Source organism: Lapidilactobacillus gannanensis (assembly GCF_003946675.1).
Classification (GTDB): domain Bacteria; phylum Bacillota; class Bacilli; order Lactobacillales; family Lactobacillaceae; genus Lapidilactobacillus; species Lapidilactobacillus gannanensis.
This window is the reverse complement of sequence record NZ_RHOT01000022.1, coordinates 12,873-39,451: the sequence shown is the minus strand read 5'-3', so window position 1 is coordinate 39,451 and position 26,579 is coordinate 12,873. Positions and strand designations below refer to the sequence as shown.

The following is a 26,579-nucleotide window of genomic DNA, read 5'->3' as shown; positions in this document are numbered from 1 at the left end:
AAGGCCGCTCAATGCGCCAATTGACCTTAACAGGGATTCAAGCAATCCAAAACGCTCTGAACCAAAGACCACGAAAGATTCTCAACCATCAATCGGCAATCGCAGTCCTGCCAGACTTTGATTAACCAGACCAATAACTAAGAATAGGTCGGAAGTGTTGCACTTGATTTGACAATTCGGAAACAAAAAAACTTCAACGTTAACACAGAAAATAATAAATGGTGTTGCTGGTCAAGAATACGACGTTACTGACTACAAAATGGAAATTCCTGGTTATTATCTAGATGAAGATCAATTACCAGAGAATCCAAAAGGAACATTCTCAGATACACCTCTGATTTTCAATTATTATTATTTGAAGGCAGCAGCCCCAGTTACTGTTGAATACGTTGATCGCAACTATATACCAATCGCAGGAGTCGCTTCTGAAAAATTATCAGGACTTCCTAACACTGAATATGATACGAGAATCTCTAAATATCAGAAGAAGATTGATGGTTACGAATTGGATAAAGCTAAGATACCTACAAATAGTTATGGATTATTTGGCTCAGATTCAATTACTGTGACCTATGTCTATAATCAAATTGCCCAACCAGTCACCGTTAAATACGTTGATCAATCAGGTAAAGAAATTAGAGCAAGCCAAACTATCCCCGAAAAGGATTCAGGGTTAGTGGGTGATGCATATGATGCTAGCACGGCTCAATATAAGTTAACAACAATTTCTGGTGACCATGAATATCAATTAGACACTAGTAAATTGCCAACAAATGTAACGGGTACATTAAGTGATAAGGCTCAAACAGTAACTTATGTGTATAACGAAATAGCCCAGCCAGTCAATGTCAAATACGTTGATCAACAGGGTAAATCTATTAAGATAGTTGCTCCAATCACTGGTAACGTTGGCGATGCCTACACGACTAAACAGGCCGAAATTTCCGGTTATAAGTTTGATCGGATGAAAGACGACACGCCAACCAGTGGTAAATTGGGCACTAAAGAGTTAATCGTTACTTATGTTTATGACGAAGTTACCCAACCAGTTGTTGCCAAGTCAATTACTGTGAAGTATGTTGATCAGGCTGGTACGAAGATTCATGAAGATAAATTATTGCCAGAAAAGTATGTTGGTGATGCTTATGATGCGACTAATAAAGATTATCGCTTAACAATCGCTGGGTATCAGTTGGATGAACAACAGTTACCTAAGAATAGTAAAGGTAATTATAGTAGTGAACCAATCACTATTACGTACGTTTACAAAAAGGTAACGACACCAACTAAGCCAACTGAACCTGATAAGGGCAATTCGGGTGATACAAATAATCAACAGACAGGCCAAACTGATAAAATAGCCAATAATGGCAAGTCAGCGAAGACTATCAAAGCGGCCATAACAACAACGCAAAAGAAATTGCCACAGGCAAACGAGAACCAGCGGAATACTTTTATTAGATTTGTTGTGGGAATGTTCTTACTCGTTGGTTTGTTGATTTACACCAGTGTTGATTTTCGGCGGCGGTATCGCGAATAATCGAGTCCAATCATTTTATAAGTAACAACCATTTTAGAAAATCCATGTTGTCAGCTATGACAAACGTGGATTTTTTTAGTAAGTCAATTAATCTGTTCAAACCAGGGCTTGAAAAGTTATAAATTTATCTCCGCCTTAAGGTTGATTTTTCCTAATTTTTAGCTAAATCTAGCCGAAATAATCGGTTCAGTTGTTGATTTGTGGTAAATTCAAATTAGTAATCAATACGAAAGCTTGTGGAGCAGATGAAAACAGTCAAACCAATTGAAACACCGACAGACTTGCAGACTGGCCTAACCGCAGAGCAAGTTAAGCAACGAGTTGAGCAGGGGCAGACGAACGTTCAGCTCAAGAAACTTTCACGTTCAATTCCGCAAATTCTATCCGATAATTTTTTTACGTTATTTAATATTTTAAACTTTGCGATTGCCATCGTTATTTTCTGGACGGGTGCCTATAAAAACCTCTTCTTCTTGGGACCAGTGCTGATTAATTTGATTATTGGCAGCTATCAAGAAATTCGCTCTAAGTTGACTGTCGACAAGATTAGTCTGGTTAATGAGAGCAAATTGACTGTCATACGCGACAGTCAGTTGCAAACAGTGCCAATAGATCAGTTAGTTGCAGATGATCTGGTTTTATTGAAACGTGGCAATACTGTTCCTGCAGATGGCATTGTTCGCACAACAGTTGGGTTGCAAACTGACGAGTCCAGTTTGACTGGTGAAGCTGATTCAGTTTCTAAAGAAGTTGGTGCAGCGGCTTATTCAGGAAGCTTCGTAATTGCTGGCCAGGGCTACATTCAGCTGACTCAAGTAGGGCATGCTAGTTTTGTTGCACAGTTATCCAATGCTGTCAGTCAGGACAAGCCTGATCTTAGCGTGCTAATGCGAATCATTAACCGAATTATCAAAGTATTAACTTACACCATTATTCCAGTTGGCTTGGCGTTATTCTTTCGTTCATACTTACGAAACGGCGATTTAACCAAGGCAATTCTCGGCACTTCGGCGTCAGTGATTGGCATGATTCCAGAAGGCTTAGTTGTCCTGACCTCAATTGCCTTAGCTACAGGTGCCTATAAACTTAGTCAGCGCCATATTTTGGTTCGTTCACTGAACGCGATTGAAACTTTAGCCCGTGTGGATACACTTTGTTTAGACAAGACAGGCACTATTACCACTGGCCAATTGACCGTTAAACAAGTTGTTCCCTTTGCTCAAAGCACAGAGCAAGTTAATGCAATCGCAACCTTAATCGTTCAAGCCACTAAAGAAACCAACGCGACTGCCAACGCTATTGTAGCCTTAGGGAAAAAAGCACTGGTAGCGACCGTTCAAGAAGTCATTGCTTTTTCTTCAGAGCGCAAATATTCAGGTGTCGTTACCGCAAACCAGAAATATTTAATGGGTGCACCTGAGTTTATTCTGGCCGAAGTCAACGCTGAACAGCAGACGGCCATTGATCAAGCAACTAATGCGGGCTACCGTGTTTTGGCAGTTGTTACTGAAGTGTCTGGTCAGCGGCAGTTAGCAGGATTAATTCTGATTGCCGACCAAGTTCGAAAGCAGGCCAAGGATACGTTTGCTTATTTGCGTAATCAAGGACTACAGTTGAAAATTATTTCTGGTGATAATCCAGTTACTGTCGTGAATGTAGCTAAACAGGCCGGAATTGAGGGCAGTGAACGTTATCTTGACCTCAGCCAAGTCGGTGATGACCCCGATTATCGGCAGCTGGTTCAGAATTACCAAGTTTTCGGGCGAGTAAAGCCACAACAAAAGGCTGAATTAATTAAAGCCATGCAAGCTAATGGTCAGTGTGTAGGTATGACTGGTGACGGTGTTAATGATGTGCTTGCTATGCGTCAATCTGATTGTAGTATTGCCATGGCTGGTGAAAGTGACGCTGCTGAGGCAACGGCCAATTTTGTGTTATTAGATCATAATTTTGATTCAATGATCGACATGCTCAATGAAGGCCGGCGAGTGATCAATAACGTTGAGCGTGTTGCTTCCATGTACTTGATCAAGACGATTTATTCAGTAGTGTTATCAGTTTTATTTATCATTCTAGGCACAGGCTATCCTTTCCAATTATCACAAATGACGCCGATTAATATTCTGACGGTGGGCATTCCGACTTTCTTCTTAGCTTTAGAGCCAAACTACACGCCGCCAGCAGGTCGCTTCATGCGTAATGTTATGGAAATTGCCCTACCGGCCGCACTCTGTGATATCTTACTGCTCGTGGGCATCAACGTCTTAGATCGCTGGCAAAATTATTCTTTTGCCACCACCTCTACCCTATCAGTTTTCACGATTGGGCTGATTGGTTTCTGCGCGTTAGTGTCGATTAGCAATCCATTAACAACTGGTAAAAAAGTAATGATTGGCTTACTCTTCTCGTTCTTTATCCTAACTTTCTTCTTTGCCACAAATATTTTTGCCTTACAATCAATTTGGCCGCTTAACTGGTGGTACAGCTGGCTGTACCTCGCCTTACTAGTCACCAGTTGGCCACTCTTCCTCTTCATGCGCGAAATGCTAGGAAGACGTGTGTTCTCTCGGATTAAATGGCGGTAAAAAATTTATTATAGAAAATAAAAAAGGTTCGATGTAAGTGATGTTTAACGAAAAATCACTTATGTCGAACTTTTTTTGATGGCCAGATGATTCAAAAATTACTAAGCTAAAAATGAGTACCAGCTAATTGCTGTTGTAACATCTATTCAGTTATAGGCACGAAACTTTTACGAATAATTAGCTTTGAATTTAATAAAATTCGTCGTTTAATTGGACTGACAGAAGTAATTGAGTCACCAATCATGTTGATAGCAATCCGACTTAATTCGGCAATATCAATCTGAAAAGTGCTAAGCGGTGGTGAAACATATTTCGCAACATCGATATCATTTACACTAATTAGACTGGTATCTTTGGGCACCTGAATGTTGTGTTCGTTGAACGCTTGTAAAACGCCAACTGCGATTGGGTCTGAAGCAATAAAGAAACCATCGGGTAAATTATTCTTTAAGTTGGCGGCGACTAAGTTACCAAGTTTATAACCAGTCTCAACTGAAAAGTGTCCATCTGAGTAAATATAAGCTTCATTCAGCAGACCTAAATCTAATAAGTAATGCCTAAAAATTCGTTCGCGTTCATCACGTTCACTATCACCAGTATCAGGATTGTAATACCGACCACCAATAAAACCAATTCGTTGGATATTACTTTGACGAAATTGATCAATTGCCTGAATCGTAATATCTTTCATATCAGGTTGTACCGAGTTAAAGACGCTCGGGTTAGGGTTGGAGTCAATGAAAACACCATTTTTGGAAAACTTGTTTAGGGCGGCAAGAAAAGTTTTTTTGAAGCTACCTACTGCAATAAAGCCATCAATATTTGGTTCTACCGCACTAAAATTTTGCAAGTCATGATAGAACGTGACCTGCATATTTTTTTTGCTAGCGTTAGCATAAATGTTTTTTCTCAAGTTATTGAAATAAATATCTTCCAGTTCTTCCTTAGGCGTAATGGCAAAAAAAACTGCAATGTTTCTCTGTGGCAAGGCAATTTCTTTACGGTCGTAACCTAAATCATGAGCAACGTCGAGAATACGCTTTTTTGTTTCTTCTGAGATTGAAAAACTAGGATCATTATTCAAGAGTCGCGAAACGGTTGCGGCTGAGACACCTGAATGCTTGGCAATATCTCTAATTGTGACCAAGGGACGGTTCTCCTTTTTAATAAATGTTGAACGGACAATTAACTGTTATTAGTATAGCATTTACCAAATAATTAGTAAACATATTGGTAAACGTGTTTACTAATTTTACTAATTTATTTTAATAAAACTGTTTACTGATTGTTAATAATATTGTATGATAATCCACGTAAACGATTACATTAATCTTTTGAAGGGTGGTAATAAGAATGAAAAGTAAATTGGTCAAGTATTTAACCGTAGCAGGGGCGGCAGCATTATTTATGGGGTTAGCTGGGTGTGGACCCAGTTCAAGCAGCAGTTCAACAACTAGCTCAACTAAGAAGAGCTCAACACTTCTTGTTTGGGAAGACAAGGATAAGGCAGCTGGTATTAAAGATGCTGCTGCAGCCTTCGGTAAGAAAAATAATATTAAGGTTAAGATTGTTGAAAAGACTTATGCTGATCAACTTAAAGAATTGCGATTGGACGGGCCGGCTGGTACTGGACCAGATGTGATTACAATTCCCGGTGATCAAATTGGTACGGCCGTAACTGAAGGACTTTTAAAAGAGTTGAAAGTATCACAATCAACTAAAAATCTTTACACTAAATCGGCAATGAATTCGCAAATTGTCAAAGGTAAAGTTTACGGTCTGCCTAAAGCTGTTGAAACAACCGTTCTTTTCTACAATAAGAAAATGGTTTCTGACGCGGAATTGCCTAAGACAACTGAAGAGTGGTATGAATTCTCTAAGAAACAACGGGCCAATGGTAAATATGGTTTGCTAGCATTGTGGGATCAAATTTATTATGCACAAGGTGTATTTAGTGGCTATGGTGGTTACATCTTTGGCAAGGATTCAAAGGGTAACTTCAATGCTAAGGATATCGGCTTGAATAATTCTGGTTCAGTCGAAGCCGCCGATTACGTTAGCAAGTTTTACAAAGATGGGTTATTCCCTAAAGGTATTTTAGGTGATAAAGGAATCAACGTTCTAGATTCACTGTTTACTGAAGGCAAAGCGGCCGCGGTTATTTCTGGACCATGGAATTTTGATCCCTATAAGAAGGCTGGTATTGACTATGGTGTTGTCGAATTACCAAACTTAGCAAATGGTAAACACATGGGGTCGTTCATTGGTGTTAAGAGTTACAACGTTAGCTCATATTCTAAGAATGCTGATTTAGCTGAGAAATTTGTTAAATACATTTCTGATACGAAGAATTCAAAAGTTCGCTACGAGAAAACTAAAGAAGTACCAGCCATTAAGAGTTTGGCTGACAGTGATCTTGTCAAGAAGGATGTCGATGCTTCAGCAGTTGCTCAACAATCGTTACATGCTGAATTGACACCTAATATCACTGAAATGGATCAAGTTTGGACACCAATCAATAACGCGTTACAAGTTATTGATACTGGTAAGTCAACTTCTAAGAAAGCTTTAGATAATGCTGTCTCACAAATCAATAGTGCCATTAAGGCTAGCGATAGTAAGTAATTTCTAACAAGAAAGTGGGATTAGACGTTTTACTGGTTGACCGCGAAATTGGTTAAATTAGCAAAATTGTTTAATGCCATTTTTCTTTTTTAGATGATATTCTCGGAAAGAAGGTTTATCTTATGTCCAATACAGAACAACAAGGGCATTCTCATGCCAGAATTGCTGCTATTATGTCAATCATTCCTGGCTTGGGTCAATTTTACAATCGCCAAATTATCAAAGGAATTATTTTCCTATCCGTTGCTGCCATTTATTTACGGGGCTTTGCAAATTTATTTAATATGGGCTTCTGGGGCTTGTTTACTTTAGGAACTGAAGTACCTCGGGATAATTCAATTTTCTTATTGGCAGAAGGCTTAATTGCATTATTAGTTTTAGCGATTGGCTTACTTTTCTACTATTTAAATTTACGTGATGCTTACAAAAATGGGGAAGAGATTGATTACGGTCTCAAGACGAGTAGTTTCGGCGGCAGTGTTAAAAATATGTTTAGCACTAGCTATCCGTATCTGTTAATTGGTCCTGGGTTCTTACTGCTGATCTTCTCAGTGATTTTTCCAATTCTTTTCAGTTTTGCCTTGGCATTTACTAATTATAATCTGTACCATACTGCGCCAGCACATTTAGCGAATTGGGTTGGCTTGGATACCTTCAAGCAGATTTTCACGGTTGATATTTGGCGTTCAACTTTCTTCGATGTTTTAGGTTGGACGGTGATTTGGACATTAGTTGCGTCCACGCTGTCAATTGCGTTGGGTATCTTCTTAGCGATTGTGGTGCATCAGAAAGATTTAAAATTAAAGAAGTTCTGGCGGACGGTTTTAATTTTGCCATGGGCCGTTCCTGGTTTTGTAACAATTCTGATCTTTGCTGGAATGTTTAATGATAGTTTCGGAGCGATTAACAATGTGTTATTACATGCCATTGGCATTAAAGCAATCCCTTGGATGACAAATGCTGCTTGGACCAAAGTGGCTTTGTTATTCATGCAAAGTTGGTTAGGTTTCCCCTATATCTTTGTTGTGACAACTGGTGTTTTGCAGTCCATTCCTGAAGATTTATATGAAGCTGCACTGATGGATGGTGCAACTGCTTGGGAGAAGTTTCGCAGCATTACTTTGCCATTCATTCTGACGCAAATGGCGCCAATTATTATTACGCAGTATACCTTTAACTTTAACAACTTTAATATTATTTACTTGTTTAACAATGGTGGCCCAGCAGTACCAAATTCTACTGCTGGTGGGACTGATATTTTAGTCTCTTGGATTTATAAATTAACGATGCAATCAAATCAATACGCATTAGCAGCCGCTTTAACAATCCTGTTATCATTCTTTGTTATTTTAATTGCGGTACTGCAATTTAGAAGAACGAAAGCATTCAAGGAGGAATAAACAATGCATAGTATTAAGAGCAGAAAAAGAGTCCGGTTATCTTTCACTTATTTATTACTTGGAGTCGTTTCTTTAAGCATTTTTTATCCCTTAGCCTGGACAATTGGTGCTAGTTTCAACCGTGGTAACAGTTTAGTTAGTACGACCTTAATTCCGAATAATCCGACATTAGATCATTATCGGGCCTTAACTAAGGCTGGCGGAACCTTCTATTATTTCCAGTGGTTTCTGAATTCCTTAAAAATCAGTCTTTTTACGATGATTTTGTCCGTAGTTTTAGTCTCGTTAACGGCCTATGCCTTTTCACGATTCCGCTTTGTCGGTCGTAAGAATGGTTTGACTTTATTCCTGTTGCTACAGATGATTCCCCAATTTTCAGCTTTAATAGCTTTATTCGTAATGGCCCAGATGTTGAATTTAGTTAACAGTCACTTCTTGTTGATCTTGATTTATGTTGGTGGGCAGATTCCGATGAACACCTATTTAATGAAAGGATATCTTGATTCAATTCCGAGGTCATTGGATGAAAGTGCCTTAATTGATGGTGCCAGTAATACGCGGATTTTCTTACAGATTTTAATGCCTTTAGCAAAGCCGATGCTAGCTGTAGTTGCCATGAATGGGTTTACAGGTCCACTAGGCGATTTCGCCTTATCATCAGTAATTTTACGTGATCCTAAGGCCTACACTTTGCCAATTGGCTTGTATAACTTGATTTCTGATAAGATGGGCGCAAGCTACACTACTTTTGCAGCGGGGGCAATTTTAATTAGTATTCCCGTGGCTTTAGTTTTTATCTTGTTACAGAAGAACTTTGTAACTGGGTTAACTGAAGGGGGGACAAAGGGATAATGACAGAACCAAAATTAGCAATCTCGGAATTACTCCATGGTGGTGACTATAATCCTGACCAATGGTTGGATTATCCTGGTGTAATTGATCAAGACTTTAAATTAATGAAAACGGCTCAAGCCAACACAGTTACTGTCGGCGTTTTCTCTTGGGGAAGTTTGGAGCCTAGTGAAGGTCAATATAACTTTGGTTGGTTAGATAATATTTTTGATCGAGTTGAGGTTCAGCATGGCCATGTTATTTTGGCAACACCAAGCGGTGCCAAGCCACGTTGGTTAGCTGAAAAGTATCCCGAGGTGTTGCGAACTGATGAGTTTGGCCATAAATTACTTTACGGTGGTCGGCATAATCATTGTTTTACTTCGCCAGTCTATCGTGAAAAAGTTCAGCAGATTAATCGTTTATTGGCTGAGCGTTACGGTCAACGTGAGAGCTTAATACTCTGGCATATTTCTAATGAATTGGGTGGTGAATGTCACTGCGAACTGTGTCAGGCTGCTTTTCGTCAGTGGTTACAGCATAAGTATCAAACACTAGCTGCTTTAAATGCGGCTTGGTGGACGACATTTTGGGGCCATCAAATTACTAGTTGGGAACAAGTTCATTCGCCATCGCCTTTAGGGGATACCAATTTGAAAGGACTGAATATTGATTGGCGTCGATTTGTTACTGATCAGACGATTGATTATTTTGAAGATGAAGTGCAGCCATTACGGGAATTAACGTCTAATATTCCGATTACCACGAATTTTATGACTGACACGGCAGACATGATTCCTTTTCATGGCCTTGATTACCGCAAATTTGCGGAACACCTTGATGTGATTAGCTGGGATTCCTACCCTGCCTGGGCCAATGACTATGAAACAACAGCCGAATTAGGCATGAAGGTTGCGTTGATTAATGATTATTATCGTAGCTTGAAGCAACAAAACTTTTTAATTATGGAATCTTCACCATCGCGGGTTAATTGGCATCCTGATAATCGAGCTAAACGTCCAGGAATGCACCAACTGGCTAGCTTACAAAACATTGCCGGTGGTTCTGATAGTATGTTGTATTTCCAATGGCGCCAGTCTCGCGGGGCTTCAGAAATGTTTCATGGCTCCGTGATTGAGCATCGTGGCGGTGATCAAACTCGTACTTTCAAAGAAGTGGCTGAAGTTGGTCAAGATTTAGCTAATTTACAAGAAATTATTGGCAGTCAGCCAGTTAAAGCAAAAGTAGCCATTATATTTGATTTTGATAATATGTGTGCGCTGGATGATGCTGAAGCCTATAGCCAAACAACTAAAAAATATTGGCAAACGATTCAGCAGCAATATACGTATTTCTGGCGGCATGATATTCCCGTCGATGTGATTTCACCGGCAGATAAGTTGGACGACTATCAAGTGGTGATTGATCCAATGCATTTTATGATGGCAACTGAATTTGCGGATAAATTGGCAGCCTATGTCAAAAATGGTGGCCATTTAGTCGGGACATATATTTCGGGCGTTGTTAACGAGTCAGCTTTAGCGCATTTAAATAACGCACCTCAGTCTTTTGAAACTGTTTATGGTATTCAGCCAATTGAAACAGACGTGATGTATCCGAGCCAACGAAATACCATCGTTTGGGGCGATAAGAAGTACCAAGTCTATGATTATGCGGAACGGATTGAACGTACGACTGCTCAAGAACTGGCTTGTTACCAATCCGATTTTTATCAAAATAGTTCAGCCATTACGATCAATCAATTTGGCACTGGTCAGGCTTATTACTTAGCTTGTCGAACTGAACAGAAGTTTTTGAACCAGTTCTATGATTATTTAGCCCATCTACTTGATTTGTTTCCAGATAAATCAATTGTTAAGAATAGTGCGGATATTTCTATTCAAATTAGACAGAAAGATCAAACTCAATATATATTTGTGATGAACTTTAGTGATCAAAAGAAAAATATTGAGTTGGTGGAAGCATTACCGAACATACTGACTGGTAAAATAATTTCGGCTGGTAATTATGAATTAGAACCATACAGTGTACTGGTCCTCAGGAAATAAAAAAAGGAACCCTTAATGATAAAAAAATCATTTAAGGGTTCCTTTTTGTAATTTTTAAAAACTACAAAAATTCAGTTGATATTTTAAATGACGAATGGTATGCTTAACTCATCTTAAATAAGTAATTTTTAAAAGGCACGGTGAATATATGAAACTAACAAAAATTGTCAAACTTAATGTGGGTTCACCTCAATTTAGAATCAATGCCACTAATGACCAGCAAGCCCAGGTTTATCCATTCTATAGTCAGGTTGATTTGGAGGAAGAATTAACGGGTATTTACGACAATATGGCGAAAAATAAACAAATTCGAACTCATGATGAAGTTAATCTTTTGCATGGTGGGGAAGTGATTTTTAATTTAGTATCTGGACGGGCGGCTGTTGTTTCGACGCGACATGACGGCTATATCTATACGCAGAATTTTGTGGTGCTAAATCCTACATCCCAATTAAATTCGCAATACTTGGTGTATTTACTGAATGAGAATCACGGTATACAACATCAGCTTCAAGTGGGGCTACAAGGCTCAATGGTGTTGAAATACACCGTTCGTCAGTTGCGCGAATTAAGGCTTCCCCAATTACCTGAGTATCGACAGCAAGTAATTATAGGACAAATATATTTCAAACAACTGCGATTACAGGCATTACAAATTCGAAGAGCTAACAACGAAACTTTACTTAAATTTGCTAAACTTGCGGAGGTATCAAGTGATGAAAAAAAGCATGACAGAATTGGATTTTGAGGCTAAACTGATCAGCTACATTACAAGTGGTATTGTCACAACCAAGCAAGCGGACACGCTTGCCGAAGATTCCGGACCTTATGTATTAAAGGAAAAACTCTGGAAGTATGAGCCAGACATTAAAACAACTGAACAGCTTTGGCACAATTTCAAAAACATTTTGGAGCAACATAATCAAAATACCTTAGACCATCCCTTAAGTGTGGTTGAATTCAATCAAGTCAAGAAGATTATTTCAAATTTACAGACGCCTTATCAGGCGGGTCAATTTCTATATGGCTTGAATGGTACTTCCGAGATTGAAATTGATCTGGACGACGGTCGTCATGTCTTTTTAACAGTCTTTGATCAAAAAGAAATTGGTGCTGGGAATAGTATTTATCAAGTGGTGAACCAAATTGAACGTCCAGCAATTATTATTGGAAAAGAAAATCGCCGCTTTGATACAACATTACTGATTAACGGCTTGCCAATTATTCAAATTGAAGAAAAAACCGATACTCACGATGTTAATGAAGCTCTAAATCAGATGCACCAATACATTGCTGAAAATCAATATCATGATATTTTCTCCACTATTCAGATTTTGGTGGCAATCACGCCGAACAATGTCAAGTATATGGCTAATACCACGGCTGATAAATTCAATAAGGATTTTGCGTTTAATTGGCAGCGTCGTGATAATAATATGGTTATTCGGGACTGGAAAGAGTTTGCTGATTCAATGCTGTCAATTCCCATGGCACACCAAATGGCCACTAATTATATGATCTTGGATGGCACTAAGAATAAGCAGATGTTGAAAGTCATGCGGCCTTATCAAGTCTATGCTACTCAAGAAGTCATCAACCGGCTCAAAAAAACTGATTTTTCAATCAAGACAAATAAGATTGGGTATGTTTGGCACACGACTGGTTCTGGCAAAACCATTACCAGTTTCAAGACTGCTTGGCTGGCTAGTAAATTAGGAAATGTTGAGAAAGTGGTCTTCTTAGTGGATCGGATTGCTTTAACACAACAAACAAGTGAGAATTATCAAGCCTATGATCCCGAAGCTACTGAAGAATCCCTTGGGAATATTCGTGATACACGCAATACTACTGATTTGAGTCGCAAGCTAAAGAGCAAAGATAATAACCGAATTATTGTGACCTCCTTTCAAAAATTGGCGACTTTAGTTAAGCGCCCATCATTTAAGTCACCTGATAAAAATATTGTTTTTATCGTTGATGAAGCCCATCGTTCAACTGCCGGTGAAGCTTTCAAAAGTATTCAACAGGCATTTGATCGTTCTGCTTGGGTTGGTTATACTGGCACGCCAATGTTTGATGAGACAACCAAAGGACTGCGCACAGCCGATATTTTTGGTCCTTTGTTGCATGCCTATACAATTCGTGAGGCAATTGCTGATCGGAATGTTTTGGGATTTAAAGTTGATTTCGAAACAACAATTGACGAAGAGAAGATGAAGCGTGATTACCTGCCTGACTTCTTCCGGCGGCGTTACCCTAAATGGACCGAACAACAAATTCAAGACAAAGTTGACCATTTATCACCTGCTGATATGGATGACACGATAGAAGCCAGTTTCTACGATGAGAATCAGGATCATGTCAAATTAGTAGTGGCAGATATTTTCAAGAATTGGCGCAATCGTTCTAATGATGGTAGATATAATGCCTTACTGACAACTCATGTCGGTGGTGGTAAGGCGAGTACACCAATGGCAATGATGTATTTCAAGGAGTTTCAACGGATTAACGAAATCCACCGTCAAAATAACAAGCCAACCTTAAAAGTAGCGGTAACTTTCAGTCAGGATTCATCGAATGGTGACAGTATGTTGTCGACTAACGAAGGACTGTCCTTGGCCATGGAAACTTATAATCAAGAATTTGGAACCTCTTTTGGAATGGACGATGTCTCAGGCTATACTCAGGATGTCACCTCGCGGTTGAATAAGACAGCGACAGATGGCCACTTTCTGGATTTAGTCATTGTCATCGACCAACTATTAACTGGTTTTGACGCACCTGAAATGAATACCTTATACGTTGACCGGACACTGAAAGGGGCGTCATTGATTCAGGCATACTCGCGTTGTAATCGGATTGCCGATATGCAAGAAAAACCGTGGGGACGAATTGTTAATTATCGTTGGCCAGCTCAGAATGAGAAGCTCATGAATCAGGCCTTGGCAATTTATGCGAATAAAGATTCTGCAAATTTATCAGAACGGGATCAGAAAGAATCCAATGAAGAAGATGGGATTATTGCAAAACCCTTTGAGAAAACTTTTAGTGAAGTTCAGACAACAGTTGATCAGTTGCGTGAAGCGACCGCAGATTTTCAACAACTACCTCCTTCTGAGAAGAAAAAAGAGGAAATGCTGGATTTATTGCGCGATTATAATGTTGGCATGGCAAAGTTGAAACAATATAATCCTGAAGAAGTTGATGGCACCAAGGTTGGCTTTGACTACAGTGATCCCGATGAACTAATTGGCCAGCTAGGCATGAGTGCTGATCAGGAAACAATGTTGACTTCAGTACTAACCAACGAGTTGAAAACACATTTAGCGCAGAAGCAGCAGGTGCCAGTTGCCCAAATTGAATTACGGATGACTCATGTTAAGGATATTCAAGTCAACTATGACTACCTAACTGAATTGGTTGAACGACTCTTGAATCAAGTTCATGATGGTAAAGATGAAGCTGCAAAATCAACCCAAACAGAAATTAATAAGTTTGCTAATGCCTTGGAAAATCGTGATGAGGCTGCTAGCATTATTAATGCCGCAATTGCAATTATTGATCGGATTTTTCCAACCGTCGATTCAAAAATGGTCTTTCCAGTTAGATTAAGCCACAGTGAAGATATTATTCAACAAGCCAATAATGTTAGTATTGATCGTGTTTTCCTTGATTTTCGAAATAAATGGGGCATCACCGATATTATTACTAGTGCGGCGATGCGAGAGTTATTTGGTCGCCACCGGTATGAGGCCCAAGATCTAGATGACAATGGTCGAATCCGTGATATTATTGCTAAAGCCAGTGCTAGTTATCAGAATTTAGCAATTGATCCTGAAGTTCAGGCACTTTCTAAAATTAAATATCGTAATGGTTTACGGCGCGCAATTTATAGTTTAGCCGATCAAATGGTTCGTAATGCGTAGCAAAGAAATTTATGAGGTGAGATATGATGAGTAGTGATATCATTCTTTATAATACTGAGGATGGACAAACAAAAATTGAACTTCATTTAAAAAATGGAACTGTCTGGTTATCAGAACTTGAATTGGCTGACCTGTTTCAAACAACTAGACAAAATATAAATAAACATATTCGAGAGATTTTCACTTCAAAAGAATTGGACGAGAAAGTGGTTAGCAACTATCAGTTGCTAACCACTCAACATGGTGCCATTCAAGGAAAAACGCAAACTAAAGAAGTGAAATTCTATAATTTGGATATGATTCTTGCAATTGGATATCGAGTACGTTCGGCTCGCGGCGCCCAGTTTAGAAATTACGCTTCAACAGTTCTTAAAGAGTACCTAATTGAAGGTGCTGCACTGGATACGGATAAATTAACCGGCAATCTCAGTTATTTTAAGAAATTACAAAAAAGAATTCGCGATATTCGCTCGAGCGAACGACTGTTTTATCAACAGGTTTTAGATATCTTTGCGACGAGTGTTGATTATGATGGTACAAGTGAAATAGCACATGAATTCTTTCAAACGGTCCAAAATAAAATGTTGTATGCGGTGACTGGACAAACCGCTCCAGAACTGATATTCACGCGGCTTGATGCATCTAAAGATAATTTGGGTTTGACAATATACAAGGGTAGTTATCCCCGAAAGTCAGATTTGAAAATATCAAAGAATTATTTAAATGAAAGAGAATTAACGCGCTTGAACTTAATTGTTTCAGGTTACTTAGATACAGCTGAGTATCAGGCAGAAACACAAACTGAGATGACAATGAGTGACTGGAAGGCAGAACTAAATCGATACTTGAGTTATCAACGTGCTGATATATTGCAAGGGAATGGGAAGATTAGCAGAAAGTCAGCCAATAATAAAGTTGATGATGAGTATGGAAAGTACCAAGAGAAAAACCATGAGATTACTAAAGTTGATGAAGATTACTTCAATTCATTGTCTAGCAATCTAAAAAATTTAAAGGGGACCAATTATGGAAAATGAAAAAATTGGTATACCTAAGTTAAGATTTCCTGGATATACCGACGCTTGGGAAGAACGTAAGTTGGGTGAAGTTGGCAAGACTAAGTCTGGAATTGGATTTCCAGATGCTCAACAAGGAGGTAAGCAAGGGACTCCATTTTATAAAGTATCAGACATGAACAACCCAGGTAATGAGGTTGTTATGATGAGTGCCAACAATTACGCAAGTGACTCTCAGCTTAGAGAAAATAAGTGGAATCCCATTAACCCCCAAAATAGTGGTGTTGTATTTGCAAAAGTAGGGGCAGCCATATTCCTTGATAGAAAGCGAATTGTCGATACTTCTTTTTTAATTGATAATAACATGATGAGTTATTTGTTTGACTCTTCTTGGAATCGTTATTTCGGTAAGACATTATTCGAAAAGTTAAGATTATCTAGATTTGCTCAAGTCGGAGCATTACCAAGTTTCAATGGTTCCGATGTTGAAGATATCAAGGTGATGATACCCGAGGAATCTGAACAGAAAGTGATTGGCGATATGTTTGAGAAGTTAGATGACACTATCGCTCTTCATCAGCGTAAGTTAGATGATTTAAAGAAAAGAAAAAGTGGTCTACTTCAAAAAATGTTTCCTCGTGATGGTGAGGACGTTCCGGAGTTAAGGTTTCCTGGATATACCGACGCTTGGGAACAGCGTAAGTTGTCTGATTTTTCGAAAACAACTTATGGTGGTGGGACACCGAAAACGGCAGTTACAGAATACTGGGACGGAAATATTCCGTGGATTCAAAGTTCAAATCTCACAGTTGATGATGTTCAAAAGGTAAATTTGGATAAATTTATTACAGATGATGCCATCAAAAATTCTGCCGCAAAACTTATTCCTGCTAATTCAATTGCAATAGTTACTCGAGTTGGCGTAGGTAAGCTAACCCTTATGAAACAAGAATTTGCGACATCACAAGATTTTCTATCATTGAGTGAGTTACATGTTGACGAGCAATTTGGATTGTATTCAATTTATAAGCTACTTCAAAAAGAATTGAACAATGTTCAAGGTACATCAATTAAAGGAATGACTAAGGCTGATTTGCTGACAAAGGATATTATGATACCAGTCGAAAAAGATGAGCAAATCAAAATCGGGTCGTTCTTTAAACAACTTGATCATCTCATCACTCTTCATCAACGGCAATTAGATCACCTAAAACTCCGTAAAAAAGCATTACTACAACAGATGTTTGTTTAAAATTAAGAAGAGGAGAAATTATTATGGCGAGTAATGATTTTCAAACAGTAACTAGTAAACTTTGGGCTATGGCTAATGAGCTACGGGGAACCATGGATGCTGGTGAGTTCAAAAACTATATTTTAGCGTTCATGTTTTATCGTTATCTTTCCGAGCATCAGGAACATTATTTAGCAACTAATGATGTATTGGATATTCCTGAGGGTAGCACAATTAATGAAGTATACGCTGCCGAGGCACAAGGAGATGACTTAGCAGATTACCTTGCAGACATTTCTGCAACTTTAGGTTATGCGATTGAACCGAAAGATACCTGGGTGTCCTTGAACGAACGCATCAATAACTCCCAGGTCATTCCTAGTGACTATCAGAATATTTTTGATGACTTCAATAAAAATGCGGAATTGAATCCTGATGCAGTGGCTGATTTTAAAGGGATGTTTAGTGATATTAATTTGGGTGATTCACGCTTAGGTTCTTCAACACCGGCGCGGGCTAAATCCTTAAGTAACATTGTTCGACTGGTTGATGAGATTGAGTATAAATCCGCAGATGGTAAGGATGTTCTTGGCGAAATCTACGAGTACTTAATAGGTCAATTTGCCGCTTCTGCCGGTAAAAAGGGCGGCGAATTTTACACGCCTCATCAAGTTAGCCAAATTTTGGCTAAAATTGTCACCAATGATGTGAAAGCCGATGATACAACTTTTACCGTTTATGATCCGACGATGGGGAGTGGTTCATTGTTATTAACTGTTGGTGCTGAGTTGAATAATCGCGCCATTAAATATTATGGACAAGAGTTGAATACGACGACCTATAATCTTGCACGAATGAACCTCATGATGCACGATGTTGTTTATAATAATATGTCACTAAGTAATGCTGATACTTTGGAAAGTGATTGGCCAGATGGTCCTGATGCGGCCGGAATTGATCATCCCCGGAGTTTTGATGCGGTCGTGGCTAATCCGCCTTATTCAGCTAAGTGGGATAATAATGATGCTAAATTAAAGGACCCACGTTTTAGTGACTATGGTAAATTGGCGCCTGCTTCTAAAGCTGACTATGCATTTGTTTTGCACAGTTTGTATCATTTAAATGCTGAAGGTACCATGGCAATTGTCTTACCGCACGGTGTCTTGTTCCGCGGTGCTGCCGAAGGAAAAATCCGGCAAACATTGATTGAAAAGAATTATCTTGATACCATCATTGGCTTACCAGCAAACCTGTTCTATGGTACGAGTATTCCAACAGCAATCTTGGTGTTTAAGAAGAATCGCCAGAATAAAGACGTATTATTCATTGATGCCAGTAAAGAATTTGAGAAGAGCAAGAACCAAAACAATTTGACCACTGCAAATATCAATAAGATTATTGCGACTTATCAAAATCGGGTTGATGTTGATAAGTACGCTCATGTGGCTAGTCTTGATGAAATCAAAGAGAATGACTTCAACCTAAACATTCCTCGGTATGTTGATACTTTTGAAGAGGAAGCACCAATTGATCTTGACGAGATTAATCGTGCGCTCAAGCAAGATGATGAAGAAATTATCAAGTTGGAAAAAGAAATTAATGATCAATTGCGCCTTTTAGGTGTCAAAATTTAGACAAAAATAAACAGGTAGGCACAGTTTTAGACTGACCTATCTGTTTTTTTGCATACGCTTGGGAAGAACGTAATTTACGTGATTTATTAAATAAAAACAGTGAGAAGAATAAAAATTTATCTGTTATAAATGTGGAAAGTGTATCTAATAAAACTGGGTTTACAAAGCAAACAGAGCAGTTTGAAGATTACTCTGTTGCCAGTGCTGATCTATCGAATTATTATGTTATACGCGAACAACAATTTGCGTATAATCCTTCTCGTATCAATGTAGGATCAATTGCTTATAAAGATTTAGGTGAAGAGACGGCGGTTGTGTCACCTTTATACGTGTCCTTCTCAACAAAAAAAGTATTAAACGATGGCTTTCTATGGAATTGGTTTAAGACCACATTATTTGATGCTCAACGTCAACGCTTGTCTGAAGGTGGCGTCAGAGATACGCTAAGTTTTAATCAATTATCCGAAATGAATATTATATTTCCAACATATCCCGAGCAAGAAAAAATAGGAGCATTTTTCAAACAGTTAGATGACACTATCGCTCTTCATCAGCGTAAGTCATTCTCGAAAGTTGAAGATGATTATGGAGGATACAACAAATGACGGTAAGTCAGCAAAGCAGTAAGGACGAATTGTTTTGGGTCTACTATGCGCGTTGGATTCAAATGTATAAAGCAGGAGCAATCCGTAATGTGACAATGAATAAGTATTTAATGACGCAACAATGGGTCACACGACTGGTTCCCAAACTAAAAATTTGCGAGCTTAATCGTACTGCATATCAGCAGTTGCTAAATGATTATGCGCAGTACCATGAACGACAAACGACGATGGATTTTCATCATCAACTTAAGGCATCAATTTTGGATGCCTTAGATGAAGGATGGCTGGAACGTGATCCGACTAGAAAGGCAATTATTAAAGGGAAAACACCGCGGATCAAGAAGACAAAGTTTTTAAATCAGTTTGAGTTACACAAACTATTAGGAAACTTAAATTTAGAAAATAAAGTTAACTGGGACTGGTTCATATTAATTATTGCGAAAACTGGCATGCGCTTTTCAGAGGCTTTAGCGTTGACGCCAAATGATTTTGACTTTCAGCATCAGCAATTGAACGTTAGTAAAACTTGGGATTATAAGACTGATACTGGATTCTTACCAACAAAAAATTTAACATCTAATCGTAAAATTCAAATTGATTGGCAAACAGTTATCCAGTTCACAGAATTACTTAAGGATTTACCGCAGGACAAACCAATCTTTGTTCAAGGAAAAGTGTGGAATTCGACTCCTAACAAGCGTCTTGAACGTCATTGTAAGAATGTTGGTATTCCCGTAATATCAATTCATGGATTACGTCACACGCATGCTTCAATTTTATTATTTGCTGGGGTTTCGATTGCAAGCGTTGCGAGACGTCTAGGACATGCTAGCATGACGACTACTCAGAAAACATATTTGCATATTATTGCTGAGCTTGAGAATAAGGACATTGATTTAGTCATGCGATCTTTGGCAGGTTTGGGTTAGACTAAGTTCTTCGAGAATGACTTACGCGGATGAGGGATAGTTGTCATATTGACAAAATTTTTATAGAACTACTCTAATGTTGCCTATTTGCTAGTATCTGGTTAAGAAATGCGCTATGATACAACCAGTTTCAGGGTTAGTGGATTTTTCAGAAGGGATGATGTCGATGTTATTACCATTAGGTCTCAAAGGTGATGATTCGCAGGCGCAGTTGCAGGATCGGTTGCAATATCATCCTGCAACTTATGAGTTCTATCTAAGTCCGGCTGATTTTACAACGAACGGGTGGCAGAAGCTGGCAACGGCGATTGATTTTGTTAAAAGTTCTGGGGTGCAACATGTGGTCTTGCATCAGCCGATGAAATATCAGGGTCAGCATGTGGAAATGGCGACTAATCAACAAGTTCGGCCACAATTGTATGCGTTTTTGCAGCGTTCTACAGCGATGCTCTTGGATTTGGTCCAGCAAAAAGGTTGTCAAGTGCTGTTCCATGGTGCTTACAGCCTGACACCGGCTGAGGCTTTGCAGCAATATGATTCCGTTGCTGAAGCTGAGGACGTTATTTGGCAACGGTTAGCTAAAATTGATGCTGCCGCGCATGATCAGGTCATGTTTGAGAATTCTATTTCGGAACTTTTTCATTATGGTCTGCCTGCTAGTGACCAAAAAATTCTGGCGACTAATTATCGCTTAGTTTATGATGTTAGTCATGCCTTTATTCACCTGCATGGTAATAATGAGTTGCTCCAGCAGAGTTTAAAAGTTTTGCAGCCTCAGATTGCTCATTATCATTTGGTTGATTCCATGGGGCTCTTTCATGATAGTTTACCTTTAGGTGTGGGTCGGATTGATTGGCGCGGGGTCTTGCCATTATTAAATCCTCAAGCAACCCGAATCTACGAGATTGATTTAGCAGATCCAAATAATTGTGCAGAAATGTTGGCCAGTCATCAATATCTAGAAAAAATTGCCGAGGAAATTAAATAAAACAGTTTATTGGCAATCAAAATAGCAGCTTACTTCACAAAAGTGGAAGTAAACTGCTATTTTTGATACTGATTAATGATGAGCAATGTGTTAGACTAATTAGTACACAGAGAAGTTAAGTTTGTTGGCATCAGTAAGTTTGCTGATGCCAATAATATCAGCGGTGGCCGTCTTTGAGAAAGTGTGGTGATGCGAATGATTCATCATTTTGCTAACAGCACGGAAAGGACATGTATGTCTGTCAAAGACGCTTTACAATTAATGTTTACTGCCAGTGAATTTGTACTTCACTTAGTCACATTAATTGTACTTTTGATTAAATTTAGATCAAAAAAATAGCCGCACATAGCTTCCGAAGGCTCGCGGTTATTTTTTCGAAAATACACCAAAGGCAGTCACCGTTTGAAACGGTTCTGTGGGAGAAGCGGTCATGACTGTGACCGCTTCTTTTTGTACTTTAAGTATAACATATGCGCGATTAAGTTCAATTATTCTGGTTGAGGCTGTGACATAAGACTTTCTTCTAAAAATAGAACAATTTTTGGCAATGCTATTCGGTTACTTCATTTTCTGCACGCGCTGATATTTGATAATGATTAACAATGAGCAATATGCTGGACTGATTAGTACACAGAGAAGTTAAGTTTGTTAGCGTCAGCAAAAATTTCCGACGCCAACAAATATCAGCGGTGGCCGTCTTTGAGAAAGTGTGGTGATGCGAATGATTTATCATTTGGCTAACAGCACGGAAGGGACATGTATGTCTGTCAAAGACGCTTTGCAACTGATGTTTATTGCTGGTGAATTCGTCATTCACCTGATAACGCTAGTTGTAATATTGATCAAATTTAGATCAAAAAAATAACCGTAGCTAACTTCTGACAGTTTGCGGTTATTTTTTCATCAAAATACCAAAGACAGTCACCGATCAAAACGGTTCTGTGGGAGAAGCGGTCATTGCTGTGGCCGCTTCTTTTTGTACTTTAAGTATAACATATTCACAATTAAGTTCAATTATCCTGAAGTATGTATCAAAATATTTGAAGTTACCCTATGCCAAAAGCTGTCACCTTTCACAACATAACTGTGTTGCGTAGCCTAACTCTTTCCGCTTAACGCAAAATTAAGTCAAAATTGCTAAAGCAATTGTTGCCTTAATTCGGTTAATGCTCAAGAGTTGACCAGGCTACGCCACAACATAAACGTGTTCAAGGTGACAAATGGCTATGCCTAACTTAATTATTTGCTCGATCGGTTGCACCGCTCAATCAAATAATTGAGGTTAGGCTACGCCAAAAGACCGTCACCTTTCACAACATACAACAAAAACACCACTTCTGGGCGGGAAGTGGTGTGGGTTTCATTTACTTTGGAGGAGTAAAATGAAGAAGTAATGAAGAAAATTAGCAATTTGGGTTTTAGGGTTTTGGAGTAGAAAGTTTTGCAACAAGCAATTAAGTAACTTTCTATACTTAATACTATAACCACTGCCTATGACGAAATCGTGGGTGAATAATGTTTCTTTGCAGAAGGAACTGTGACGAAATTATGAAGATGGCATTTAATCAGCCTTGTGTGAGAAGAATTAGCAGGTTAATACCAATTAAGGAGACAAGCAATGGCTTACTGTACTGTTTGCGGCACCAAATTACAACTAAAATTTCTAGAACATGAAGGTGAAATTCCTTATTGTCTTAACTGCCAGGCATTTCGATTTCCTCAATATAATGTGGCCATCAGCGCGATTGTCCGCAATCCAACGGCTGATAAAATTTTATTATTGCAGCAGTATGGTGGTCAGCGTAATATTTTGTTGGCCGGTTATGTTAATCGAGGTGAGGCGGCTGAGCAGGCAATAGCGCGGGAAGTTCATGAAGAAGTTCAGCTAAATGTGCAGCATGTCAGTTTTAATCGCAGTGAGTTTTTCGAAAAAAGTAATACACTAATGCTGAATTTCAGTTGTCAGGCAACTAGCGAGCACTTTATCCGAAATCAGGACGAAGTGGATCAGGTTAATTGGTTCAGCTTTGCGGAAGCACGGCAACAAATTGCTGCTGGTTCACTAGCTGAAAAGTTTCTGGATGCCTATTTAGACCGGCTTTAATTAGTGCTTAAGATTATTTTTTTAAAAATCGACGCAACAAATTAATTGTCGTCAATTTGTCAAGCGCTTTCAAATGTTGCATAATAGATTTGTATGTTTTTAGAATATACGAATCAACAGATGGAACGGGGTTATTATGCGAACACACATCCAAAGTGCCAAGCTTGTCTTGCTCATATTGGGGGCGTTCTTGCTAACGGGTTGTCGCCATGTAGTGGCGGCGCAAGTCAAAGAATCTACGGCGCCAGTTAAAATTACCTACTGGCATCGGATGACCGGTTCGTGGGCAAAGTCGCAGGAAAAGTTAATTAAGCAATTTAATCATTCTCAGAAAAAGTATCAAATTGTAGCAAAGTCTTGGGGAAGTTATCAGAAGCTACACAATAAGATTGAAACTGCTGGAAAAACAGATCGATTACCAGTTCTCGGGCAAACACCCTATACCAACATTGGTGATTATGCGGCACAGGGCTGGCTGGAACCATTAGATCAGTTTATTTATCATGGTAAAAGTGCGCTCACACGTAAACAGGTTGTTAATATTAATCCTAGTTTTTTAGCAACAGGAAAATATGATAATCGCCAATACGCGATGCCTTTTGCCATGTCTACACGTGTTCTCTATTACAATCAGGATTTATTAGATGCTTATCAACTTGAGGTACCGAAAACTTGGTCCGAGTTGTTAGCGGTAGCGGCCAAAGCTAAGGATGCTGGCTTAACACCTATAGCTTTGGATCATTCGCCAGACATGGAATTGGAAAGTATGGCTTATGGCGCCAATCAGCAGTTAATTGATGATCAGTTACATGTTAATATTGATACCACGGCCACTCAAAAAATGAGTGCAATGTTAATTCGCGCTGGCGAGCAGGGACTGATTCAGATGGCGGCCCCAGGGAAATACTTTACTGATTCGTTTACTCAAGGCAATGTCCTTTTTGGGATTAGTTCCAGTGCAGCCATTCCTGAGATCCTTCAGCAGGCACCTAAGATGACCTGGAATACTGCTGTTTTACCGAAGTATGAAAATAGTAGTACCAATGCTTTGGCTGGCAGTGATTTAGTGATTTTCCACCATGCTTCGAAGAAACAAAAGCAGGGGGCTTGGGCCTTCATGAAATTCTTGCTGAAAAAAGATAATGTGGTCAAATGGTCGCAAGCTTCTGGGTACGTACCAGTTACCCAGAATGCAATCGATAGTGCTAGTTATCAGAAATATTTACAAATTTGGCCGCAATATGATGGGGCAATTAAATCAATCAAGACCTCATTTAGTTCGGAAATCTTCAATGGCTATCAGGATTATCGTCAGGATTTGTTAATGGCGATTGATAATGTTGAGCAGCATCCAGAACAGTTGCAAACAACGTTAACGACACTGCAAAAGCAAACGGAGACGATTATTTATGATCATCAGCAACCGGAATGATTTTGTGGTCAAAGAAGTGCTAAATGATGCTAATTTAGGCGATTTCTAGGCAATTTTGCGGACACAAACAACGGGATAAAACTAAAGTTGGTTTTGGGAAGAATAGATGACAACTCCGTTGCGGCCGGCGGGGTGCGGAACGCTGTGGGCATTGATTGAAGCTTATTGCTCCGCAACAATCTTCAATACAAGCCTTATCCTAAGCGCTAAAGCGCCAAGGATAATTTCACTGCTACTCGCAGGCTCGGGCGCAAATTAAAACCATTGGCTGGCACCCCGGCGGCCTCCACTGCGTTTTGAGTTAGTTTGGTTCACTTTAGATTTAATCGATCTTTAAGGTAGTACTGGTAAAATTGCTTAACGACTACTAAATGAGAGCAGCAAAGTAGCATAATTAGAAAACTAGCTTGCAGTAACCAACAAAGCCTGTGTGACAATCTTTCGAGATAAAATCGAAAGATATCATACAGGCTATTTTTGTCTTGCCATTTAACTATTACCGCTGAGCGAACTAAATTGATCAATTTTACCAGCATTGCCTTAACCACTAACAACCGTGAAAATCACTAACTCAACTCCAGACGGAATGGAGGGATCTTGTCGTCAGCTGCGAAATTATTGTTAGTGCTTTAGCACTTACAATAAGCCTCGAATTTGAGATTTTTCGCAGAAAAAGCTCAAATCGACGGCCGCCACGTTCCACGACAAGCAGCCCGCAATGCAGTCAGAACCAATTCTGTTTCAAAAGATTCATCAGGTTTGTGGGCGTGGTTTTTTAATTGGATTAAATCGACGGCCGCTTTGTTCCACAACCCGCAGCCCGAAATGGCGTCAGAACCAATGCTGCTTCAAAAAAATTCTCTGATAGATCAACTAAGCACAGTTTCTCCCGCCACGATTATGGCGAATATGGTATGCTAGAGCCATGATAAATTTGCAATGAGGTGTAGATAGATGAAAATTGCAGTTGCCCAATATCAAGCAGCTTTAAAAGAAAACCCACCAATTGTGCGCGAATTGCCAGCACAAGCTAAAATTACCGAAACTGATTTACCAAAAATTGCGACGGAATTATTAACCGCTAGCCAAGATTTAATTAATGAAGGCCGTTTAGGTTACAGTAGTTATCAAGTTAGCAGTGAACCAGCTGTTCAATTTACGATTGAACTTAGCCCGGTCAATTTACCGATGGCCGATGCCAAAAAGGTCAATCAATTTTTCAGCGATGACAATGATGTGGTCCCACTGAATGTTTATTTAGTAACGCGGTCGACTTACTTAAACGTGTCCCATTTGCATATTGATTTATTAGGTAGCAGTGAAGCTGATCTGACTGAATTTCATAAAGAGTTAGTGGCAATTATGACGCTTAATTGGCAGACAATTGTTGATCATTTCGAGAACCCACCAATTGAGCCTACCAAACCCGCTGCCAAAACAGCTACGAAAAAAACAACGACTAAGCGGAAAACTACACGACGGACTGCGAAAAAGGCCACAACGAGAAAAGCCTCAACAAAAAAGGTTACCACTAAGAAAACCACTACTAAAAAGACGACTACTAAAAAAGCCGCCACGAAGAAGTCGGCTACCCAAAAAGCCACTACCAAAAAGGCCACGACTAAGAAAACTGTCAGCAAGGCCAAGACAACTAAGGATTAAAT

At 39.2% G+C, this 26,579-nt stretch carries 20 protein-coding genes and 1 pseudogene; 20 read left to right on the top strand and 1 reads right to left on the bottom strand.

The window, feature by feature from the left end:
• From EKM81_RS11650 to EKM81_RS07090, 3 genes and pseudogenes are all read left to right on the top strand, one after another.
• Positions 1–125 (top strand): annotated as a pseudogene (locus tag EKM81_RS11650) (IS30 family transposase); the annotation flags it as partial.
• Between the two features lie 86 nt (positions 126–211).
• Entirely contained in the window at positions 212–1,540 is a 1,329-nt protein-coding gene (locus tag EKM81_RS07095; protein WP_225420215.1) for a MucBP domain-containing protein, read from the top strand.
• A 245-nt stretch (positions 1,541–1,785) separates the two neighbouring features.
• The gene (locus tag EKM81_RS07090) at positions 1,786–4,125 is read left to right on the top strand and encodes an HAD-IC family P-type ATPase (protein WP_125650247.1); all 2,340 of its coding nucleotides are present in this window, start codon (positions 1,786–1,788) and stop codon (positions 4,123–4,125) included.
• Positions 4,126–4,267: 142 nt separating this feature from the next.
• Here EKM81_RS07090 and EKM81_RS07085 read toward each other — a convergent pair whose 3' ends face one another.
• Positions 4,268–5,272, bottom strand: coding sequence for a LacI family DNA-binding transcriptional regulator (locus EKM81_RS07085; protein ID WP_125650245.1), 1,005 nt, complete (start codon positions 5,270–5,272; stop codon positions 4,268–4,270).
• Positions 5,273–5,478: 206 nt separating this feature from the next.
• Between EKM81_RS07085 and EKM81_RS07080 the strand changes: the two genes are divergently transcribed.
• The 17 genes from EKM81_RS07080 to EKM81_RS07000 all read left to right on the top strand — a co-directional run bounded on the left by EKM81_RS07080 (position 5,479) and on the right by EKM81_RS07000 (position 26,577).
• Positions 5,479–6,750 (top strand): sugar ABC transporter substrate-binding protein, encoded by a 1,272-nt coding sequence (locus EKM81_RS07080; RefSeq protein WP_125650243.1) that lies wholly within the window; start codon positions 5,479–5,481, stop codon positions 6,748–6,750.
• A gap of 122 nt (positions 6,751–6,872) precedes the next feature.
• Positions 6,873–8,150, top strand: a complete 1,278-nt coding sequence (locus EKM81_RS07075) for a sugar ABC transporter permease (protein WP_125650241.1) — start codon at positions 6,873–6,875, stop codon at positions 8,148–8,150.
• Between the two features lie 3 nt (positions 8,151–8,153).
• On the top strand, positions 8,154–9,002 hold the full coding sequence (locus EKM81_RS07070; RefSeq protein ID WP_125650239.1) for a sugar ABC transporter permease: 849 nt from the start codon (positions 8,154–8,156) through the stop codon (positions 9,000–9,002).
• Complete coding sequence (locus EKM81_RS07065; protein WP_125650237.1) at positions 9,002–11,050, top strand: beta-galactosidase; 2,049 nt, start codon at positions 9,002–9,004, stop codon at positions 11,048–11,050. The genes EKM81_RS07070 and EKM81_RS07065 overlap by 1 nt, the downstream gene beginning before the upstream one ends.
• Positions 11,051–11,198: 148 nt before the next feature.
• The gene (locus EKM81_RS07060) at positions 11,199–11,798 is read left to right on the top strand and encodes a restriction endonuclease subunit S domain-containing protein (RefSeq protein ID WP_125650235.1); all 600 of its coding nucleotides are present in this window, start codon (positions 11,199–11,201) and stop codon (positions 11,796–11,798) included.
• On the top strand, positions 11,779–14,976 hold the full coding sequence (locus tag EKM81_RS07055) for a type I restriction endonuclease subunit R (RefSeq protein WP_125650255.1): 3,198 nt from the start codon (positions 11,779–11,781) through the stop codon (positions 14,974–14,976). Before EKM81_RS07060 ends, EKM81_RS07055 begins: the two co-directional genes overlap by 20 nt.
• Positions 14,977–15,002: 26 nt before the next feature.
• On the top strand, positions 15,003–16,013 hold the full coding sequence (gene rhuM / locus EKM81_RS07050; protein ID WP_125650253.1) for a RhuM family protein: 1,011 nt from the start codon (positions 15,003–15,005) through the stop codon (positions 16,011–16,013).
• On the top strand, positions 16,003–17,244 hold the full coding sequence (locus EKM81_RS07045) for a restriction endonuclease subunit S (RefSeq protein WP_125650233.1): 1,242 nt from the start codon (positions 16,003–16,005) through the stop codon (positions 17,242–17,244). The genes rhuM and EKM81_RS07045 overlap by 11 nt, the downstream gene beginning before the upstream one ends.
• 23 nt (positions 17,245–17,267) lie before the next feature.
• Positions 17,268–18,857 (top strand): type I restriction-modification system subunit M, encoded by a 1,590-nt coding sequence (locus EKM81_RS07040; protein ID WP_125650231.1) that lies wholly within the window; start codon positions 17,268–17,270, stop codon positions 18,855–18,857.
• Positions 18,858–18,895: 38 nt separating this feature from the next.
• Positions 18,896–19,462, top strand: coding sequence for a restriction endonuclease subunit S (locus EKM81_RS07035; protein ID WP_125650229.1), 567 nt, complete (start codon positions 18,896–18,898; stop codon positions 19,460–19,462).
• A complete protein-coding gene (locus EKM81_RS07030; protein WP_125650227.1) occupies positions 19,459–20,391 on the top strand; it encodes a site-specific integrase in 933 nt (310 codons plus the stop codon). The genes EKM81_RS07035 and EKM81_RS07030 overlap by 4 nt, the downstream gene beginning before the upstream one ends.
• A 115-nt stretch (positions 20,392–20,506) precedes the next feature.
• On the top strand, positions 20,507–21,379 hold the full coding sequence (locus EKM81_RS07025) for an apurinic/apyrimidinic endonuclease family protein (RefSeq protein ID WP_225420212.1): 873 nt from the start codon (positions 20,507–20,509) through the stop codon (positions 21,377–21,379).
• Between the two features lie 189 nt (positions 21,380–21,568).
• Positions 21,569–21,718 carry a putative holin-like toxin gene (locus tag EKM81_RS11595; RefSeq protein WP_404802860.1) on the top strand — a complete coding sequence of 50 codons (150 nt, stop codon included), beginning with the start codon at positions 21,569–21,571 and terminating at the stop codon, positions 21,716–21,718.
• A 376-nt stretch (positions 21,719–22,094) separates the two neighbouring features.
• The gene (locus EKM81_RS11590; protein ID WP_404802859.1) at positions 22,095–22,244 is read left to right on the top strand and encodes a putative holin-like toxin; all 150 of its coding nucleotides are present in this window, start codon (positions 22,095–22,097) and stop codon (positions 22,242–22,244) included.
• Between the two features lie 753 nt (positions 22,245–22,997).
• A complete protein-coding gene (locus tag EKM81_RS07010; protein ID WP_125650221.1) occupies positions 22,998–23,483 on the top strand; it encodes an NAD(+) diphosphatase in 486 nt (161 codons plus the stop codon).
• Positions 23,484–23,619: 136 nt separating this feature from the next.
• Positions 23,620–24,915, top strand: a complete 1,296-nt coding sequence (locus EKM81_RS07005) for an ABC transporter substrate-binding protein (protein WP_125650219.1) — start codon at positions 23,620–23,622, stop codon at positions 24,913–24,915.
• Between the two features lie 954 nt (positions 24,916–25,869).
• Positions 25,870–26,577: a hypothetical protein gene (locus EKM81_RS07000; protein ID WP_125650217.1), complete on the top strand. Its 708-nt coding sequence runs from the start codon at positions 25,870–25,872 to the stop codon at positions 26,575–26,577.
• The last annotated feature ends 2 nt before the right edge of the window (positions 26,578–26,579 follow it).

Coding starts and splice junctions, on each gene's coding strand:
- EKM81_RS07060 (WP_125650235.1), top strand. CDS start 11,199: ATGAAACTAACAAAAATTGTCAAACTTAATGTGGGTTCACCTCAATTT.
- EKM81_RS11590 (WP_404802859.1), top strand. CDS start 22,095: ATGCGAATGATTTATCATTTGGCTAACAGCACGGAAGGGACATGTATG.
- EKM81_RS07040 (WP_125650231.1), top strand. CDS start 17,268: ATGGCGAGTAATGATTTTCAAACAGTAACTAGTAAACTTTGGGCTATG.
- EKM81_RS07065 (WP_125650237.1), top strand. CDS start 9,002: ATGACAGAACCAAAATTAGCAATCTCGGAATTACTCCATGGTGGTGAC.
- EKM81_RS07000 (WP_125650217.1), top strand. CDS start 25,870: ATGAAAATTGCAGTTGCCCAATATCAAGCAGCTTTAAAAGAAAACCCA.
- EKM81_RS07075 (WP_125650241.1), top strand. CDS start 6,873: ATGTCCAATACAGAACAACAAGGGCATTCTCATGCCAGAATTGCTGCT.
- EKM81_RS07090 (WP_125650247.1), top strand. CDS start 1,786: ATGAAAACAGTCAAACCAATTGAAACACCGACAGACTTGCAGACTGGC.
- EKM81_RS07010 (WP_125650221.1), top strand. CDS start 22,998: ATGGCTTACTGTACTGTTTGCGGCACCAAATTACAACTAAAATTTCTA.
- EKM81_RS07070 (WP_125650239.1), top strand. CDS start 8,154: ATGCATAGTATTAAGAGCAGAAAAAGAGTCCGGTTATCTTTCACTTAT.
- EKM81_RS07055 (WP_125650255.1), top strand. CDS start 11,779: ATGACAGAATTGGATTTTGAGGCTAAACTGATCAGCTACATTACAAGT.
- EKM81_RS07045 (WP_125650233.1), top strand. CDS start 16,003: ATGGAAAATGAAAAAATTGGTATACCTAAGTTAAGATTTCCTGGATAT.
- EKM81_RS07030 (WP_125650227.1), top strand. CDS start 19,459: ATGACGGTAAGTCAGCAAAGCAGTAAGGACGAATTGTTTTGGGTCTAC.
- EKM81_RS11595 (WP_404802860.1), top strand. CDS start 21,569: ATGCGAATGATTCATCATTTTGCTAACAGCACGGAAAGGACATGTATG.
- rhuM (WP_125650253.1), top strand. CDS start 15,003: ATGAGTAGTGATATCATTCTTTATAATACTGAGGATGGACAAACAAAA.
- EKM81_RS07080 (WP_125650243.1), top strand. CDS start 5,479: ATGAAAAGTAAATTGGTCAAGTATTTAACCGTAGCAGGGGCGGCAGCA.
- EKM81_RS07025 (WP_225420212.1), top strand. CDS start 20,507: ATGATACAACCAGTTTCAGGGTTAGTGGATTTTTCAGAAGGGATGATG.
- EKM81_RS07005 (WP_125650219.1), top strand. CDS start 23,620: ATGCGAACACACATCCAAAGTGCCAAGCTTGTCTTGCTCATATTGGGG.